At 71.0% G+C, this 16,467-nt stretch carries 16 protein-coding genes; 7 read left to right on the forward strand and 9 right to left on the reverse strand.

Translation table 11 applies throughout. From position 1 onward, the window contains the following. Positions 1–4: 4 nt before the first annotated feature. From ACFWE1_RS11755 to ACFWE1_RS11790, 8 genes are all read right to left on the reverse strand, one after another. Complete coding sequence (locus ACFWE1_RS11755; RefSeq protein WP_376933621.1) at positions 5–883, reverse strand: ABC transporter permease; 879 nt, start codon at positions 881–883, stop codon at positions 5–7. Then, positions 880–1,650, reverse strand: coding sequence for an ABC transporter ATP-binding protein (locus tag ACFWE1_RS11760; protein ID WP_376933622.1), 771 nt, complete (start codon positions 1,648–1,650; stop codon positions 880–882). The genes ACFWE1_RS11755 and ACFWE1_RS11760 overlap by 4 nt, the downstream gene beginning before the upstream one ends. After that, complete coding sequence (locus ACFWE1_RS11765) at positions 1,647–2,693, reverse strand: ABC transporter substrate-binding protein (RefSeq protein ID WP_376933623.1); 1,047 nt, start codon at positions 2,691–2,693, stop codon at positions 1,647–1,649. Before ACFWE1_RS11765 ends, ACFWE1_RS11760 begins: the two co-directional genes overlap by 4 nt. Before the next feature lie 194 nt (positions 2,694–2,887). Continuing rightward, positions 2,888–3,436: a hypothetical protein gene (locus tag ACFWE1_RS11770; RefSeq protein ID WP_376933624.1), complete on the reverse strand. Its 549-nt coding sequence runs from the start codon at positions 3,434–3,436 to the stop codon at positions 2,888–2,890. A 121-nt stretch (positions 3,437–3,557) separates the two neighbouring features. Next, the gene (locus tag ACFWE1_RS11775) at positions 3,558–4,322 is read right to left on the reverse strand and encodes an amino acid ABC transporter ATP-binding protein (RefSeq protein WP_376933625.1); all 765 of its coding nucleotides are present in this window, start codon (positions 4,320–4,322) and stop codon (positions 3,558–3,560) included. Beyond that, positions 4,319–5,323, reverse strand: coding sequence for an amino acid ABC transporter permease (locus ACFWE1_RS11780; protein ID WP_376933626.1), 1,005 nt, complete (start codon positions 5,321–5,323; stop codon positions 4,319–4,321). The genes ACFWE1_RS11775 and ACFWE1_RS11780 overlap by 4 nt, the downstream gene beginning before the upstream one ends. A gap of 5 nt (positions 5,324–5,328) precedes the next feature. Beyond that, positions 5,329–6,243: an ABC transporter substrate-binding protein gene (locus tag ACFWE1_RS11785; protein ID WP_376933627.1), complete on the reverse strand. Its 915-nt coding sequence runs from the start codon at positions 6,241–6,243 to the stop codon at positions 5,329–5,331. A 58-nt stretch (positions 6,244–6,301) separates the two neighbouring features. Then, a complete protein-coding gene (locus tag ACFWE1_RS11790; protein ID WP_376933628.1) occupies positions 6,302–7,975 on the reverse strand; it encodes an amidohydrolase in 1,674 nt (557 codons plus the stop codon). Between the two features lie 157 nt (positions 7,976–8,132). On the opposite strand from ACFWE1_RS11790, the gene ACFWE1_RS11795 reads away from it, so the two are divergent. Beyond that, positions 8,133–9,122, forward strand: a complete 990-nt coding sequence (locus ACFWE1_RS11795; RefSeq protein WP_376933629.1) for a LacI family DNA-binding transcriptional regulator — start codon at positions 8,133–8,135, stop codon at positions 9,120–9,122. A gap of 28 nt (positions 9,123–9,150) precedes the next feature. On the opposite strand, the gene ACFWE1_RS11800 is transcribed toward ACFWE1_RS11795, so the two are convergent. Continuing rightward, positions 9,151–9,879: a FadR/GntR family transcriptional regulator gene (locus tag ACFWE1_RS11800; protein ID WP_376933630.1), complete on the reverse strand. Its 729-nt coding sequence runs from the start codon at positions 9,877–9,879 to the stop codon at positions 9,151–9,153. Positions 9,880–10,043: 164 nt separating this feature from the next. Between ACFWE1_RS11800 and ACFWE1_RS11805 the strand changes: the two genes are divergently transcribed. The 6 genes from ACFWE1_RS11805 to ACFWE1_RS11830 all read left to right on the forward strand — a co-directional run bounded on the left by ACFWE1_RS11805 (position 10,044) and on the right by ACFWE1_RS11830 (position 16,404). After that, a complete protein-coding gene (locus ACFWE1_RS11805; protein WP_376933631.1) occupies positions 10,044–11,135 on the forward strand; it encodes an ABC transporter ATP-binding protein in 1,092 nt (363 codons plus the stop codon). 20 nt (positions 11,136–11,155) lie between these two features. Beyond that, positions 11,156–12,307, forward strand: a complete 1,152-nt coding sequence (locus tag ACFWE1_RS11810) for a spermidine/putrescine ABC transporter substrate-binding protein (protein ID WP_376933632.1) — start codon at positions 11,156–11,158, stop codon at positions 12,305–12,307. Positions 12,308–12,312: 5 nt separating this feature from the next. Further along, on the forward strand, positions 12,313–13,269 hold the full coding sequence (locus tag ACFWE1_RS11815; protein ID WP_376933633.1) for an ABC transporter permease: 957 nt from the start codon (positions 12,313–12,315) through the stop codon (positions 13,267–13,269). Further along, positions 13,266–14,117, forward strand: a complete 852-nt coding sequence (locus ACFWE1_RS11820; RefSeq protein ID WP_376933634.1) for an ABC transporter permease — start codon at positions 13,266–13,268, stop codon at positions 14,115–14,117. The genes ACFWE1_RS11815 and ACFWE1_RS11820 overlap by 4 nt, the downstream gene beginning before the upstream one ends. 22 nt (positions 14,118–14,139) lie before the next feature. Continuing rightward, positions 14,140–15,780 carry an amidohydrolase gene (locus tag ACFWE1_RS11825; RefSeq protein ID WP_376933635.1) on the forward strand — a complete coding sequence of 547 codons (1,641 nt, stop codon included), beginning with the start codon at positions 14,140–14,142 and terminating at the stop codon, positions 15,778–15,780. Positions 15,781–15,918: 138 nt separating this feature from the next. Beyond that, positions 15,919–16,404 carry a gluconokinase gene (locus tag ACFWE1_RS11830; RefSeq protein ID WP_376933636.1) on the forward strand — a complete coding sequence of 162 codons (486 nt, stop codon included), beginning with the start codon at positions 15,919–15,921 and terminating at the stop codon, positions 16,402–16,404. The last annotated feature ends 63 nt before the right edge of the window (positions 16,405–16,467 follow it).

Here is a 16,467-nt window from a genome sequence, read left to right on the forward strand (position 1 = left end):
CCCCTCAGTACTTCACCCACGGCACGAGCCGTCGCTCGAGGTAGCCCTCGATCGCGGTCGCGCCGTAGCCGAGCGCCGAGATCGTCACGATCCCGACGTACATCTTCGAGACGGCGAAGGTCGACCAGGAGCTCCAGATGAGGTACCCGAGGCCGCTCTGCGCGCCGACGAACTCGGACGCCGCGATGATCACGAACGCGCCGCCGGTGGCGAGCTTGATGCCCGTGAAGATCGACGGCAAGGCGTAGGGCAGCGAGACGGTGAGCCGGCGCTGGATGCGCGAGGCCCCGTTCGCCCTGGCGACGTCGTCGAACAGCGGCGGCGTCTGCATGACCCCGCTCATCGTGTTGAAGAAGAGGTAGAAGAAGACGCCGATCGCGACGATGACGTACTTGCTCGTCTCGCCGAGGCCGAAGATCAGCAGGAGCAGCGGGTAGATCGCGACCTTCGGGATGGGCAGGAGGCTCGAGAACACCGGCTCGAGCAGCAGCCGCACCGAGCGGACCGAGCCCAGCAGCAGGCCGAGCAGCACGCCGGGGATCGCGCCGAGCACGAAGCCGACCGCGATGCGCGACAGGGTCATCAGGATGTCCGTGACGAGCTGTCCCGAGACGAGCAGGGTCACGAAGGTCTCGACGATCGCCGTCGGCGCGGGGAAGAACCGCGCGTCGAGGATGCCGAGGCGGCTGAGCGCCTCCCAGACCACGAGCAGCAGCAGCGGCGTGTACGGGCCGATGCGACGGATCCACGGCGACCCGCGCTCCGCCTGGACGGCGGCGGCGAGCCGGGTGCGGATCTCCTCGCGATCGGCGGCGGTGATGGCCGGCCCGGGGCTCGCCTGAGCGGACGGCTGGGTGGCGTTCGTGTGGGTCTCGGTGCTCACTGCGGCACCACCTCCTCGGCCGCCGTGTCGCCCTCGAGCAGGTTCCACAGCTGGTAGGTGATCTCCCCGTACCGCGGATCGCGGCGCAGCTCGATGATGTCGCGCGGCCGGCCGAACGGGATCTCCACCTCGGCGATGATGCGGCCCGGCCGGTGCGACATGACCACGACCCGGTCGGCGAGGGTCAGCGCCTCGTCGACGCTGTGGGTGATGAAGAGCACGGACTTCTCCGTCTGCTCCCAGATCCGCAGCAGCTCCTGCTGCAGCGCGACCCTGGTCTGCTCGTCGAGCGCGCCGAAGGGCTCGTCCATGAGAAGCACGTTGCCGTCGTCGGCGAGCGCCCGTGCCACTGAAGTCCGCTGCCGCATCCCGCCCGAGATCTGGGAGGGGTAGTACCCGGCGAACTCCGTCAGCCCGACGAGCTCGAGCAGCTCGGCGACGCGCGCACGGCGCGCGGCGCGGGGCACTCGGCGCAGCCGCAACGGGTAGGCGACGTTCTCGGCGACCGTGAGCCACGGGAAGACCCCGTGCTCCTGGAACACCACCGAGGGGCGGCTCTGCGTCTCGACCGTGCCGAGGCTCGGCTTCTCGAGCCCGGCCGCGATGCGCAGCAGCGTGCTCTTGCCGCATCCGGAGGGCCCGAGCACGCAGACGAACTCGCGTTCGCCGACCTCGAGCGAGACGTCCTCGAGCGCGACGAGCACTTCGTCGCGGTCCTCGGCGCTCGGGTAGGCCTTCCAGAGCCCCTGGACGGAGATGCCGCTCATTTCGCGGCGGCCGCCGAGCTCGCCTCGGCCGAGGCCTCTTCGAGCAGATCGGCGCGGAACACCTGCTCGATGCCGGAGTCGCCCTGGAACTCGAGCGCGCCGCGGTCGCGGAAGAACGCCTCCTGGCGGGCGACGTCCGTCCAGTCGATCGCGCCCTCGGGGTCCTGCACCGTGAGACCGATGGACGTGAGCGTCTCGACGGGGAGGTCGGTGTACTCGGCGATGATCGCCTGGTCGTCGGCGTCCTGCCAGCCGCCGTCGGCGAGCTCCTGCACGGCCTTCAGGTAGGCGGAGGTGAACGCGACGACCGCGGCCGGGTGCTTCTCGACGTAGTCGGTGTTGAACACGAGCGCGCCGAGCTCGACGCCCGCCTGGTAGTCGACGTCGAGGATCTCGTGCCCGAGCCCCTGCGAGATGACCGCGGAGGAGATGGGTTCGATCGACCAGGTGGCGTCGATGGAGCCGTTCGCGAGCGCCGGGGGGATGTCGCCCGGGCTCAGGTTCACGAGCTCGACGTCGTCGAGCGAGAGGCCGGCCGACTCGAGCGCGAGGTGCACCGAGTAGATGCCGAAGCCGCCGTCGCCGGGGATGCCGATCTTCTTTCCCTTGAGCTGCTCCGCCTCGGTGATGCCGGACTGCTCGGAGGCGAGGAGCGGCGAGGGGTTCTTGCCGGACTCGGGGATGCGCGAGACGCTCGCGATGACGGAGAGCGACGCCCCGGCCTTCGTGGCGTTGAACAGGCCCGCACCCCAGGTCGCTCCGCCGGCGACGATGTTGCCGGTGGAGACCTGCTGGTACGTCTCGCCCGAGCTGCCGCTCTTCGAGATGAGCTCGACGTCGACGCCGGCGTCCTCGAAGTAGCCCTTCTCCTCCGCGAGGAAGAACGGCGCGTAGTCCGCATACGGCGAGTAGAGGAAGGTGATCTTCGGGGCGTCCTCGGCGGACTCGCTCGCCGGTTCTCCCCCGCCCGCGCTGCACGCGGTGAGGAGGGCGGCGCTGGCGAGGAGGGCGAGGCCTCCGACGAGACGGCGGCGAGTGCGCATGTGGAGCTCCAGGATTCGGGGGCGACCGCGGGCGGGGGCCCGACGGCGAACCGCTCCAGCGGGGCGGGCCCGGCGCGTGGAGCGGTATTCAGGAATGTACCGAGCGCGCGCGGTGCGGTGCTGGCTCGCGCGTCACATTGGGTCACGCGGTGGAACGTTCCTTCACCGCGGATGCCGGGCCGGGCGCCCGGCGCTCAGCTCTCGGTCAGCGGGCAGAGCACGTCGGCGACCCAGCCGTACTCGAAGCCGTCGTTGCCGAAGACGACGGGGGTCGCCTCGTACGGCACGACGTCGTGCAGCTCGATCGTCGTCGTCTGCTCGGGCGCGTACCCGTCCGGGTCGTTCGAGAAGCCGAGGACGACCGAGACGGTGGCGCAGTCCGACTCGGTGAAGACCGCGCTCTGCCAGCATCCTTCGGCGTACTCGGCGGGGCAGAGCCCGCTGTAGCGCCCGTCGCCGTAGTTCTCGAGCGCGGCCGGGAAGGTGTAGCGCGTCTCGCCGGACTGGAGACGATCGACGAGCTCGGACGCCGAGGCCGCTGAGTCGTCCACCTGCCCGCCGGCCACGACGGCGAACTGCTCGCCGAGGTGCACCGCCGCGAAGCTCACCGGGACGAGCAGCACGAGGAAGAGCGCTGCGGCGCCGCCGGCGATCGCCGCGATCGCCCCGCCGCCCACGCCGCCGTTCCGTGTCGGCGCGGGGCGCTGCGGAGCCGGTCCTGGGAGCGGCGAGTACGGGTCCATCCCGCGATCCTATGGGCACGGGCTGGCCCGGCGCCGTCACCTGAACGCGGGGCGCGCCGGACCTCCGTCGCGGCGGTGCGACCCGGATCGGAGGCACGAGTTCCGATCCGGGCCGCCCCGCTCACAGCACCTTCGAGAGGAAGGCCTTCGTGCGGCCGTGCTGCGGCCGCACGAGCACCTCCCCCGGAGTGCCGTGCTCGACGACGACTCCGCCGTCCATGAACGTCACCGTGTCGGCGACCTCGCGGGCGAAGCCCATCTCGTGGGTCACGACGATCATGGTCATGCCGCTCTCGGCGAGGGACTTCATGACGTCGAGCACCTCCCCCACCAGCTCCGGGTCGAGCGCCGAGGTCGGCTCGTCGAAGAGCATGAGATCGGGCGTCATCGCGAGCGCCCTGGCGATCGCGACGCGCTGCTGCTGCCCTCCGGAGAGCTCGCGCGGGTAGGCGTCCGCCTTGTCGGCGAGCCCCACCCGGTCGAGCAGCTCGAGCGCGCGCTGCCGCGCCTCCGCGCGCTGAGCGCGCTTCACGAAGACCGGCGCGCAGGTGATGTTCTCGAGCGCCGTCATGTGCGGGAACAGGTTGAATCGCTGGAACACCATGCCGATGTTCTCGCGCTGCGCCGCGGCCTCCGCGGGCTTCAGCTCGTGCAGCCGCTCGCCGTGCTCGCGGTAGCCGATGAGCGTGCCGTCGACCTCGATGCGGCCCGAGTCGATCGACTCGAGGTGGTTGATGCAGCGCAGGAACGTCGACTTGCCCGAGCCGGAGGGACCGAGCAGGCAGCTCACCTCGCCGCGACGCACCTCGAGGTCGATGCCCTTCAGCACGTGCGTGTCCCCGAAGGACTTGTGCACCTCCTGCGCGCTGACCTTGATGTCGCTCATCGGGCGCCCCCTTCCGGCATCCCGGCATCCGCGGGCGTCCCGGTATCCACCGGCCTCCCGGCCTCCGGGCTCGCGAGCACCACCGGGCCGCGCTCTGCGGGCTCCTGGCGCCTGCGCCGCTTCGGCGTCGCGCCGTGCCCGAGCTGCCCGCGCGAGAAGTGCTTCTCCAGCCGGCTCTGGCCGATCATCATGATCGAGGTGAAGAAGAGATACCAGACGGAGGCCACGAGCAGCAGCGGGATCGGGTTCAGCGTCGCCGCCGAGATGTCCCGGGTGCGCGTATAGAGGTCCCAGCTGAAGGGCACCGCCGTCACGAGCGACGTCGTCTTCAGCATGGAGATGACCTCGTTGCCCGTCGGCGGGATGATCACCCGCATCGCCTGCGGGATGACGACCTTCCGCATCGTGAGCCACCAGCCCATGCCGAGCGCCGAGGCGGCCTCCGTCTGCCCGGGGTCGATGGAGAGGAGCCCCGCGCGGACGATCTCCGCCATGTACGCGGCCTCGTTCAGGGCGAGCCCGAGCACGGCGATCCAGAACAGCGGGACCACGTCGGCCGTCTCGAGCACGAGCCACGGCTCCATGAACGGCAGGCCCAGGTTGATCGTCTGGTAGATCGAGCTGAGCAGCCCCCAGAACACGAGCTGGACGTACACCGGGGTGCCCCGGAAGAACCAGATGACGCCCCAGGCGATCGCGCGCAGCACGGGATTGTCGGTCTCGCGCATGACCGCGAGCACGATGCCGACGACGACCGCGCCGATCATCGCGAGGAAGGTCAGGGCGAGGGTCACGCCCGCCGCCTGGATGACGCGGACGTCGAACAGGTAGAGCGCGAACGCGGGCCAGTCGTACGCCTCCCGCTGCGCCGCGTCGATGACGAACGCGAGCAGCAGGAAGATCAGCGCGAACGCCAGCAGGTTCCGCCACGGATGCCGCAGCGGCACCGCCTGGATGGGTTTGGGACGCGCCACCGGGACGGCGCGGGTGATCTCGGACACGACGGCTACTCGGTGCCGGCGTTGACCGTGATGGCGTCGAGACGCCCGGCCTCGACGCCCCAGAACTCGAGGATCTCGTCGTAGGTGCCGTCGTCGTGCAGCTCCTGCACCGCGGCCGCGAAGGCGGCGACGAGCTCGTCGTTGCCCTTCTTGAACGGCGCACCGGCCGGCAGCGTCTCGTAGATCTCGGAGCCGACGAGCTTGCCGCCGCTGTTCTTCACGGCGTAGCTCACGACGGGCGAGTCGGCGACGAACGCGAAGGCGCGGCCGAGGGTCACCGCGGCGACCATCTCGTCGGTCGTGTCGTAGCCCATGACCTCGATCGAGCCCTTGCCCTCGGCGGCGCAGCGCTTGTCGACCTCCGGCAGGTAGTAGAGCGGCGCGGAGCCGCCGTTCGGCACCGAGATCTTCTGGCCGCAGATGTCGAGCTCGTCGTCGATCGGGTTCTCCTTCAGCGAGCCGAACTGGTTGCCGGCGAGGAAGAAGTCGACCATGTCGAAGTTCTCCTGGCGCTTCACGGTGTCGTAGTAGCCGGCGATGCCGGAGTCGTACGTGCCGAGCTCGATCTTCGGGATGATGTTCTCGAACTTCGAGATCTCGTTCTTGGGCTCGAGGCCGAGCTTCACGATCGCCGCGTTCATGAGGTCGACCTCCCACCCGATCGGGTTGCCGGCGTCGTCCTTGAACTCGTTCGGCGGGTAGGTCGCGTCGACGGCGAGCACGAAGGTGCCCCGCTCGACGATGTCGGCGGGCAGCAGCTTCGCGGCCGCCTCGCTCTTCTCGATCTTCGACAGGTCGACGGCCGAGTTCGCCGAGGCGGTGCCGCCCTCCGCGGCCTGCTGCTCGGCGTCGGCCGCGGCCGTGCAGCCGCTCAGAGCGAGCGCGGTGAGGGCGGCCGCGGCGATGAGGCGCTTCTTCATTTCGATTCCTTCGGTTGGGGGATGGATGGGGCAGGTGTGTGGTGCGGTGAGACGGAGGTCAGGCGGGGACGGCGTCCGCGGCGTGCACGAGGGCGCCGTCGACGTAGACGAGCGCCGCCCGGGTGAGGTGGAGCTCGGCGGCGGGCGCGGCGAAGGGGTCCCGATCGGCGACGACGAGGTCGGCGAGCTGTCCGGGCGCGATCCGCCCGAGCTCCGCGTCGCGGCCGTTCGCCTCGATCCCGCCGAGCGTGTAGGCCCGCAGGGCGACGTCGAGCTCCAGCCGCTCCTCCTCGAGGAAGACGCGCGGGTCGTAGTCGGGGTGGCCCTCGGGCATGCGGCGGTTGACGGCGACGTGGATGCCGAGCCAGGGGTCGGCCGACGTCACCGGCCAGTCCGAGCCGCCGCAGAGGTGGCTGCCGGCGCGGTGCAGCGAGCCGAACGGGTACTGGTGGCCGACCCGCTCCTCGCCCAGGAAGGGCACGGTGAGCTCGACCATCTGCGGGTCGTAGCTCGCCCAGAGCGGCTGCATGTCCGCCGAGGCGTTGAGCTCGGCGAAGCGCGGCACGTCGGCGGGGTTGATGATCTGGATGTGCGCGAGCAGGTGCATCGTTGTCGAGGCCGGGCCGTTCGCCCGCCGGGCCGCCGCGATCGCGTCGAGCGCGCCGCGCACCGCCTGGTCCCCCAGCGCGTGGAAGTGCACCTGGAAGCCGAGCCGGTCGAGCTCGGTGACGTACTCGGGCAGCTTCGCCGGGTCGACGAAGGCGATGCCGCGGTTGTCGCTGTGGCGGCATTCGCGGCCCGGCACGAGGTAGGGCTCGATCATCGCGGCGGTCTGGTTCTCGGCGACGCCGTCCTGCATGATCTTCACCGTGTCGGCGCGGAAGCGGCCGCCCGCGACGGCCGCGCGCTTCTCGACGAACGCGGGGATCTGCTCGAGTCCGAGCGAACGCTCCCACCACAGCGCCCCGTTCACCCGGCCGATGAGCTCGCCGCGCTCCTCGGCGCGGCGGTAGACGTCGTAGAAGAGCGGGCTGTGGTTGCCGTACTGCCCGATCAGGGCGTCCTGCCAGCTGGTGATGCCGTAGCCGACGAGCTTCTGCTGACCGACGCGGAATCCCGCGTACATGTCGTCGAAGCTCGGCTCCGGGGCGTGCCGGAGCGCCAGCATCCGCGCGCCCTCGTGCAGAGTGCCCGTGGGCTCCCCCGACGCGTCGCGCTCGATGCGGCCGTCGGCCGGGTCCGGCGTGTCACGGTCGATGCCGCAGCGGCGGAGCGCCTCGGCATTCACCCAGGCGCTGTGGTGGTCTCGGTTCGACAGAATGATCGGGCGGTCGGCGCAGATGGCGTCGAGATCGGCGCCGAGCGGCGCGCCGCCCGGGAAGGCGGCCTGCTGCCAACCGGCCCCGACGATCCACTCGACGTCGGGGTTGCGCTCGACGTAGCCGCGGACGAGCTCCAGGTAGTCCTCGCGGGTGTAGCCGCCCGAGAGATCGCAGCCGAGCATCTCCATGCCCGCCTCGACGGGGTGCACGTGCGCGTCGTTCATCCCGGGGTGCAGCAGCCGGCCGTCGAGCTCGACCACCTCGGTACCCGGCCCGATCGCCGCGAGCACCTCCTCGCCCACGAGCACGATGCGGCCCCCCGCGACGCCCACGTGCGTGGGTCCTGCGTGGTAGCGCTCTCCGTCGAACAGCGCGCCGTTCGTGAACGCGAGATCGAGTGCGTCGGTCAACCCTGACTCCTTGGTACTCTGACAACCGTTGGCATTCCGACGAACTTAATCGTTTAAGGAATGACGGGTAGCCTATTGACGGGCACCGGCCTTGTCAACGCGTTCGACGACGCCGTCCGGTCCCCGCAGTTCGACCTCGGCACCCCGGAAGGCAGGCGTGGGAACGACACTCAAGGACCTCGCAGGACACCTCGGCATCTCGGCCGCCGCCGTCTCGATGGCGCTCAACGGCAAGCCCGGCGTGTCGGAGCAGACGCGCGAGGAGGTGCGCCGCGCCGCCGAAGAACTCGGCTACCGGCCGAACCGCACGGGCCAGGCGCTCCGGCTGAGCCGGACCAACACCATCGGCGTCTACTTCCCCTCGACCGTGATGGAGTACTCGCTCTACTTCGCGGAGATCATGCGCGGGATCGTGGCCGGCTTCGCCGACACCGAGCTCTCGCCGTTGCTGCTGCCCTCGGCCGGCGAGACGGGGCTCGTGCGGGACTTCCCCGAGGTCGACGGCTTCGTCGTCGTCGAGCCGCACTCCGACGATCTGGGCATGTTCGAGCTACTCCGCAGCGGTCGGCCGACGGTCTGCATCGATCCCCCGCCGGCCTCGGCCGAGGCGCCGTGGGGCGTCGTCGAAGCGGATGCCCCGGCCGCCACCCGCGACAGCCTGCGTCACCTCGTCGCCCGTGGCGCCGCGCGGCCGGGGCTCCTCACGATCGAGTCGGTGTCCGAGTGGAGCCGCACGATCGAGGCGAGCTACCGCGACTGGTGCGCCGAGCACGGCGTCGACCCGGCGGTCATCGCGATCAGCGCGAGGCAGAGCAACGAGGAGATCCTCGAGCTCCTCGAACGGGAGCTCGGCGCCCCGGTCCCCTGCGACGGCCTCTTCGTCGCGGGCGACGCCGTCGCGCCCCGCATCGCCGGCCTCCTGCGCACCATCGGCCGCTCCCCCGACGGCGGCTTCCCGCTCGTCTCTGGCGTCGACAGCACGATGATGGAGTTCCACACGCCGCCGATCTCGGCGATCGACCTGAACCCCTACGGCTACGGCATGCACGCCGCCCGCATGATGGCGACGCTGCTGCACGAGCCGGGCCGGCCGGCGAAGCCCCGCATCGAGCGGCTCCCGGCGCCGCTCGTCGTGCGCGGCACCTGAGCCGCGCACGCCCGGCGGCGCGAGGTCGTCAGTCCCGGCCGCTCGCGGCCGCGACGACGGTCTGCACGGCTCGGTCCGCCTCGGTCACGATGGCGGCCAGGGCGCGCGAGGCATCCCCCGCGCGCCCCTCGGCGACGGCGAAGGCGACTTCCTGGTGCAGGCGCAGGGCCGCCGGGTTCGCCTCGTGGGGCATGAGGTCGTGGGCGGTGCGGCCGCGGAGCACCTCGCCGATGACCGGCCCGAGCGCGGCGAAGAAGTGGTTGCCCGAGGCATCCAGCACCGCGGCGTGGAAGGCGATGTCGTGATCGAGGTACGGCGCTCCGTCGGCCTCGCGGGACTGCTCAGCCATCCCGGCCACCGCGGCGAAGATCGCGGCGCGCTGCTCGGCCGTGGCGTGCTGGGCCGCGAGGCCGGCCGCGAGCGGCTCCACCCCGCTGCGCAGCTGCGAGAGCGCATGCAGCACGTCGAGGCGCTCCGGGCCGGCGAGGCGCCACCGGATGAGCCGGGGATCGTACGGATTCCAGCGCTCGCTCGGCAGGATCTCGACGCCCGCACGGCGGCGCACCTCGACGAGCCCCATCGACTCGAGCACCCGCACCACCTCGCGGAGCGCCGAGCGCGACGCGCCGAAGCGCTCGGCCACCTCGGTCGTCAGGATGCGCGAGCCCGGCGCGAGTCGTCCGGAGACGATCTCGGCGCCGAGCGTCTCGATCACTCGCTCGTGGAGGGCAGATGACCCGGGCGACGCTGCATCCATCCCCCGATTATCTCGGACTGTCGCTGACGAAGTAATGTCGGACCCGTTTCGATCGGATTTGAAATATGACCTACATATAACCATAATCAGAATCCCCGGACTGATCGCTCCCCCGCAGGACGCTCACGAGGGCCTGAGTTCCAACGACGCAACGGGAGAACGAGATGAGCACGGACGCGAGCGGCGGTTCGACCCTCGAACTGCGAGGCATCACGAAGCGGTTCGGCGGCAGCACCGTCGTGGACTCGCTCGACCTCGTGCTCCGCCCCGGCGAGTTCGTCTCCCTGCTCGGTCCGTCCGGATGCGGCAAGACCACCACCCTGCGCATGATCGCCGGCTTCGAGCAGCCCGACACCGGCAGCATCCTGCTCGACGGCGCGGAGATCGGCGGACTGCCCGCGAACAAGCGCGAGGTCAACACGGTCTTCCAGTCCTACGCGCTCTTCCCGCACCTCACCGTGGCCGGCAACGTCGCCTACGGTCTCCGCCAGCGGCGCGTCGCCAAGGCCGAGATCGCCGAGCGCGTCGCCGAAACCCTCCAGCTCGTGCGCCTGGACCGCTTCGCCGACCGCAAGCCCGCGCAGCTCTCGGGCGGGCAGCAGCAGCGCGTCGCGCTCGCCCGCGCCCTCGTCAACCGCCCGCGCGTGCTGCTGCTCGACGAGCCGCTCGCCGCGCTCGACCGCCAGCTTCGCGAGGAGGTCCAGATCGAGCTCCGGCTCATCCAGACCCGGCTGCGCACGACGTTCCTCTTCGTGACCCACGACCAGGGCGAGGCCCTCGCCATGAGCGACCGCGTCGCCATCATGAACGGCGGGCGCATCGAACAGCTCGACGAGCCCGAGACGGTGTATGAGCGGCCGGCCACCCGGTTCGTCGCCGGCTTCGTCGGGCAGCAGAACTTCTTCGACGACGTGCGCACGGAGGCGGGCGTGCTCGTCGACGGCGACGGCGTGCGGTTCCTGCCGGCGACGCCGCCCCGGCCCGGGACGCCCGCGACCGTCGCAATCCGCCCGGAGGCGATCACGCTCCGCCCCGAGTCGGCGGAGATCCCGGTGAACGCCTGCGCCGGCGTCGTCGAAGCCGTCAACACGCTCGGCGACAGCCGCCAGTACGTCATCCGAGCCGCCTCCGGGCGCACCCTGGTGACCCGCTCCGCCCGAGTGACCGAACCCCAGCGTTTCACCCCCGGCGAGCGGGTCCTCGCCAGCTGGTCCCCCGACCACGTCGCGGTCTTCCCCGCGGCATCCGCAGCCTGATCTCGAAGGAGCGCACGACCATGACCGAGCACCGCATCCCCAAGATCCTCGTCCCGCGCTCCCGCGAGGGCGAGCTCACCCGCCGACTGTTCCTCACTGGCGTCGTCGGCGCCGGCGCGACGCTCGCGCTCGCCGCCTGCGCGCCCGATGGCGCCAACGGCGGCGGCTCCGGCTCGGGCGGCGGCTCCGGCACCATGCGCGTCTACTCGTGGTCGGGCTACGACGCGCCCGAGAACGTGAAGGGCTTCGCGCCGGGCGTCGCGATCGACTCCTACTCCTCGAACGAGGAGATGATCGCCAAGCTCGTCGCCGCGCGCGGCACGAGCGGATACGACATCGTCATCCCGACGGGCGTCTTCGTGCCGCAGATGGCCGAGAACCAGCTGCTCGAGAAGCTCGACCTCAGCCGCCTCAAGAACCTCGGCAACGTCGACGCGGCCTTCCTCGGCCAGGCATGGGACCCGGACAACACGTACACGGTGCCCAAGTACTGGGGCACCACCGGCTTCGCGTACGACACCCGCGTGATCACCCGCGAGCTCGTCTCGTGGGACGACTTCATCGACGCGGCGAAGAACGAGGCCAGCGGCCGCACCTCGCTCGCCGACGACCCCGGCGAGATCTGCGCCATCCTCTGCTTCGCCCGCGGTTGGGACCAGAGCACCCAGGACGAGGGCGAGCTCGCGAAGATCCGCACCTTCCTCGTGGACGAGCTGGCCCAACACATCTCGGCCTTCGACTCGGCGCCCGGCAGCGGCGCGATCCCGCAGGGCTCGCAGGCCCTCGTGCACACCTGGAACGGCGAGGCCCGGCGCGGCATCATGGCGAGCTCCGAGCCCGACCGCTGGAAGTGGGTGCTGCCCACGCCCGACACCAACCTCTGGACCGACAACTGGGCCATCGTCAAGGGCGCGAAGAACATCGACGCGGCCTACGAGTTCATCGACTACTCGCTCGGCCTCGAGCAGGCGGTGCGCAACACCGAGTACGTCGGCTACGGCACCGGCATCGGCGCAGCGGAGAGCCAGCTCGCCGCCGCGGACGCGCCGCTGCTCGGGATGATCTTCCCGAGCGAAGAGGAGAAGCAGCGCATGTACACCGGCCAGATCAACGCCGCGCAGCAGACCCGCATGGAGATCGTCGCCGAGATGAAGGCGCGCGCGGGGGCATGAGCCGGATGGCGAGAACACGGACCTCCGGGCGCGGGCCGCGCGGGTCCTCCACGCTGCTCGCGGTGCCGGGCGGGATCTGGATGCTGGCCTTCTTCATCATCCCGATCCTGGTCGTCGTGTGGTACAGCTTCGGGCAGAAGCCCGGCCTCTACGGCACGCACGACAACTCCGTGCTCTCGCTCGACCGCTACGGCGAGGCGCTCAGCGGGGCGTTCCTGCTCACCTTCGCGAACACCCTGCAGATCGCGGTGATCGGCACGCTCATCTGCGTGCTGATCGCCGTGCCCTTCTCCTACTGGCTCGCGGTCAAGGTGACGCCGAAGTGGCGCTACGTGGTCCTCGCGCTCGTGCTCGTGCCGTACTGGACGAACTTCCTCATCCGCACCCTCGGCTGGCAGATCCTGCTCGCACCGGAGGGCCCCGTGACCGTACTGCTCCGGCAGCTCGGGCTCGTGGACGCCGCGTTCTCGATGCTCTACACGAAGGGCGCGGTGCAGCTCGGCGTGGTCTACAACTACCTGCCGCTCATGATCCTGCCGATCTTCGTCGCCATGGAACGGCTCACGCCGGCCCTGCGCGAGGCCAGCAAGGACCTCGGCGCCGGGCGCTGGGGCACGTTCCGGCAGGTGACCCTGCCGCTCGCGGCCCCCGGCATCGTCGGCGGCGTCGTGCTCGTCTTCATCCCGCTGATGGGCGACTACATCACCGCCCAGGTGCTCGGCGGCGCGAAGGGCAACATGGTCGGGCAGATGATCGCCGGCCAGTTCCAGCAGGGGCAGAACTGGGCGCTCGGTTCCGCGATGAGCGTGACCCTGATCCTAATCACCTTGCTCAGCGTCGTGCTCGTGGGGGCCGTCGGCATCGTCTGCGGCGCGATCCTCCGGGCCCGCCGCCGGCTGCCGATCGAACGAACCGCGACCGCGGCGACCGCCGCCCGCACCGAGACGGAGGTGCCGGCATGACGGGCACGACGCGCGACCGCGCCACGAACCTGTCGCTGCGGATCTTCGGGATCCTGGTGCTGCTCTTCCTCTTCGCGCCCCTCCTCGTGATCCTCGTGTACTCGTTCAACTCGGGACGCCTGCTCGGCGCCTGGGAGGGCTTCGGGGTGAACGCGTACCAGACGGCGTTCAGCTCCCCCGACATCCTGCACGCGGTCGGCGTCTCGCTCCGCTCGAGCGTCGTCGCGACGCTGTTCGCGACGCTGCTCGGCTCGGCGCTCGGCGTCGCCATCGGCGTCCGAACGGGTACCGTCGTGTCGGTGATCGTCGGCGTGCTCGCGCTCGTGCTGGTGACCCCCGAGATCGTGCAGGCCGTCTCGCTGATGCCCTGGCTGACCTCGCTCAGCGTGGACTGGGGCATCGCCCCGCTCAACGACGGCATCCTCCGGCTCGCGATCGGCCACTCGCTCTTCGCCACGGCCGTGGTGTCCTTCCTCGTGCGCGGCCGAGTACGGGCGCTCGACCCGGCGCTCACCGAGGCCGCCGAGGACCTCTACGCCACCCGCTGGAACAGCTTCCGGCAGATCCTGCTGCCGCAGCTCGCCCCTGCGATCGGCGCCGGGGCGCTGATGGCGTTCACACTCAGCCTCGACAACACGATCATCTCCGCGTTCGTGCAGACCACGGGCAACACGCCCTGGCCCGTGTACGTGCTGAGCTCGCTGCGCTCGGGCCTGCGCCCGGAGCTCGCCGCGATGGCCGCCGTGATGCTGATCGCCACCCTCGCGCTGCTCGCCCTGGCGGCAGCCGTCCTCGCCCGAGGAGGATCGGCGTCGAGCACGGCTCGCGCGCTGGTCGGCTCCGAATGACGACGCCTGGAAGGATCATCCGATGACCGCGAAGCTGACGATCGTCGACTGCACCCTGCCGCTCCTCGACGGCGGCGAACGGCGGCACGCCGTCACCGTCGAAGGCGAGCGCATCGCCCAGGTGGTGCCGATGGCGGAGCTCGGCTCCGCGCCCGGCGAGGTGCTCGACGCGGCCGGGCGCAGCCTGCTGCCCGGCTTCACCGACGCCCACGTGCACCTCGTGGAGTCCGGCATCGAGCTGGCCCGCTGCGATCTCTCCTCGAGCCGCTCGCGGGCCCACGCGCTCGAGCTCATCGACGACTACTGCCGGCGGATGCCGAACGAGCCGTGGATCGTCGGCCGGGGCTGGTCGCTCGACCACTTCGCCGACACCGCCACGATGCTCGTCGAACTCGACCGGCTGACCGGCGATCGTCCGGCCTACCTTTCGAACAAGGACGGCCACAGCGCCTGGGTCAACTCCGCCGCGCTGCGTCGGGCCGGCATCACCGCGGGCACCCCGGATCCGGATGGCGGCCGCATCGAGCGCGACGCATCCGGAGCCCCGAGCGGGCTGCTGCACGAGGGCGCCATGCTGCTCGTGGCCGAGCTCATCCCACCGCTCGACGAGGAGACGCGCTTCGCGGGCCTCCTCGCCGGCCAGCAGCGCTTCTTCTCCCTCGGCATCACGGGCTGGCAGGAGGCCATCGTCGGCGACTTCGTGCCGACCACCGACGTCGAGCGCAGCTACCGCCGGGCGATCGACTCGGGCGCCCTGCTCGGGCAGGTGACCGGGAACCTCTGGCTGCCCCGCACCGACCCCGCGGGCGCGCTCGACGAGCTCATCGCCCGCCGTGCGGCCTTCGCCGGCGACGAGCGCTTCCGCGCCAGCGGCGTGAAGATCATGTACGACGGCGTCTGCGAGACCCTCACCGGCGCCGTGTCGGTGCCCTACCTCGACCCCTCGGGCCAGCATGGCGCCTCGGCGGAGCCCAACCGCGGCATCACCTTCTTCGACCCGGCGGAGCTCGCCCCCGTCGTCGTCGAGCTCGATCGGGCCGGCTTCGACCTGCACGCGCACGTCATCGGCGATCGGGCGACGGACGAGGTGCTCGCGATGATCGAGGCCGCGCAGCGGCAGAACCCCGCGCGCGACCGCCGGCATCAGCTCGCGCACCTGCAGCTGCTCAATCCCGGGCTGATCTCGCGCATGGCAGACGCCGGGGTGATCGCGAACGTGCAGCCCTACTGGGCGCAGGCAGACGCGCAGATGGTCGAGATGACGCTGCCGTTCCTCGACGCCTCGCTGCACGAGCACCACTACGCCTTCCGCTCGCTCGAGCTCGCCGGCGTGCCGCTCGCGTTCGGCTCCGACTGGCCCGTGACCACGCCGAGCCCCTTCGACTGGATCCACGTCGCCGTGAACCGCAGCTACCCGGGCGACTCGACCGAGCCGTTCCTGCCGCACGAAGCCCTGTCGCGCGACTCCGCGCTGCGCGCGGCCACGAGCGGCGCGGCGCACGCGGTGCGTCAGGACGAGCTGCGCGGTCGCATCGAACCGGGTCTGCTCGCGGACCTCGTGCTCCTCGACGCCGAGCTGCGCGAGGTGCCGGATGCCGAGCTGCATGCCGTGCAGGCGGACACCACCCTCGCGCGGGGTGCGGTCGTCTTCGAGCGGGAGTAGCGTCGTCGCGCCGCACTCGGTGCCGCGCATCGTCCCACCAGCAGGAGATCCCCGGCCTCACGGCCGGAAGGGAGAATCATCAACCTCGCGCCACACGCTTCGTCCGACGCGGGCTCCGCCCGCACCGGGCGCGGTCCCGTGCTCGTCGTCATGGGCGTCTCGGGAAGCGGCAAGACCACGTTCGCCGAGCTCATCGCACAGCGGCTGGGCTGGGACTTCCAGGAGGGAGACCGGCTGCATCCGGACGCGAACGTCGCCAAGATGGCGAGCGGAACCCCGCTGAGCGACGACGACCGCGAGCCATGGTTGGACCGGATCGCGGACTGGATCGACGCGCACCTCGACGCCGACCGCCCCGCCGTGATCACCTGCTCGGCGCTCAAGCGCGCCTACCGCGAACGGCTGGCGCGCCCCGACGTCGTCTTCCTGCACCTCACGGGACCCCGCGAGCTCATCGCCGAGCGGCTCGGGCAGCGCACCGGCCACTTCATGCCGTCGACGCTGCTCGACTCCCAGTTCGAGACGCTCGAACCGCTCGGAGCCGGCGAATCCGGCCTCGTGATCGACGTGCAGGGTACGCCCGAGCACGTGGTCGAGCACACGATCGCGCAGCTCGGGCTCTGAGCTCCTGACTCGCCGCCGCTGAGCGCTCTGGCGCGGCGCGGGACCGTTGGCGCTCCGCGCGTT

Source organism: Agromyces sp. NPDC060279 (assembly GCF_042726785.1).
Taxonomy (GTDB): Bacteria; Actinomycetota; Actinomycetes; order Actinomycetales; family Microbacteriaceae; genus Agromyces.

Excerpts from the sequence above, each read along its gene's own strand:
- ACFWE1_RS11760 (WP_376933622.1), bottom strand. The coding sequence starts at position 1,650 with ATGAGCGGCATCTCCGTCCAGGGGCTCTGGAAGGCCTACCCGAGCGCC.
- ACFWE1_RS11765 (WP_376933623.1), bottom strand. The coding sequence starts at position 2,693 with ATGCGCACTCGCCGCCGTCTCGTCGGAGGCCTCGCCCTCCTCGCCAGC.
- ACFWE1_RS11770 (WP_376933624.1), bottom strand. The coding sequence starts at position 3,436 with ATGGACCCGTACTCGCCGCTCCCAGGACCGGCTCCGCAGCGCCCCGCG.
- ACFWE1_RS11775 (WP_376933625.1), bottom strand. The coding sequence starts at position 4,322 with ATGAGCGACATCAAGGTCAGCGCGCAGGAGGTGCACAAGTCCTTCGGG.
- ACFWE1_RS11785 (WP_376933627.1), bottom strand. The coding sequence starts at position 6,243 with ATGAAGAAGCGCCTCATCGCCGCGGCCGCCCTCACCGCGCTCGCTCTG.
- ACFWE1_RS11800 (WP_376933630.1), bottom strand. The coding sequence starts at position 9,879 with ATGGATGCAGCGTCGCCCGGGTCATCTGCCCTCCACGAGCGAGTGATC.
- ACFWE1_RS11805 (WP_376933631.1), top strand. The coding sequence starts at position 10,044 with ATGAGCACGGACGCGAGCGGCGGTTCGACCCTCGAACTGCGAGGCATC.
- ACFWE1_RS11810 (WP_376933632.1), top strand. The coding sequence starts at position 11,156 with ATGACCGAGCACCGCATCCCCAAGATCCTCGTCCCGCGCTCCCGCGAG.
- ACFWE1_RS11815 (WP_376933633.1), top strand. The coding sequence starts at position 12,313 with ATGGCGAGAACACGGACCTCCGGGCGCGGGCCGCGCGGGTCCTCCACG.
- ACFWE1_RS11820 (WP_376933634.1), top strand. The coding sequence starts at position 13,266 with ATGACGGGCACGACGCGCGACCGCGCCACGAACCTGTCGCTGCGGATC.
- ACFWE1_RS11825 (WP_376933635.1), top strand. The coding sequence starts at position 14,140 with ATGACCGCGAAGCTGACGATCGTCGACTGCACCCTGCCGCTCCTCGAC.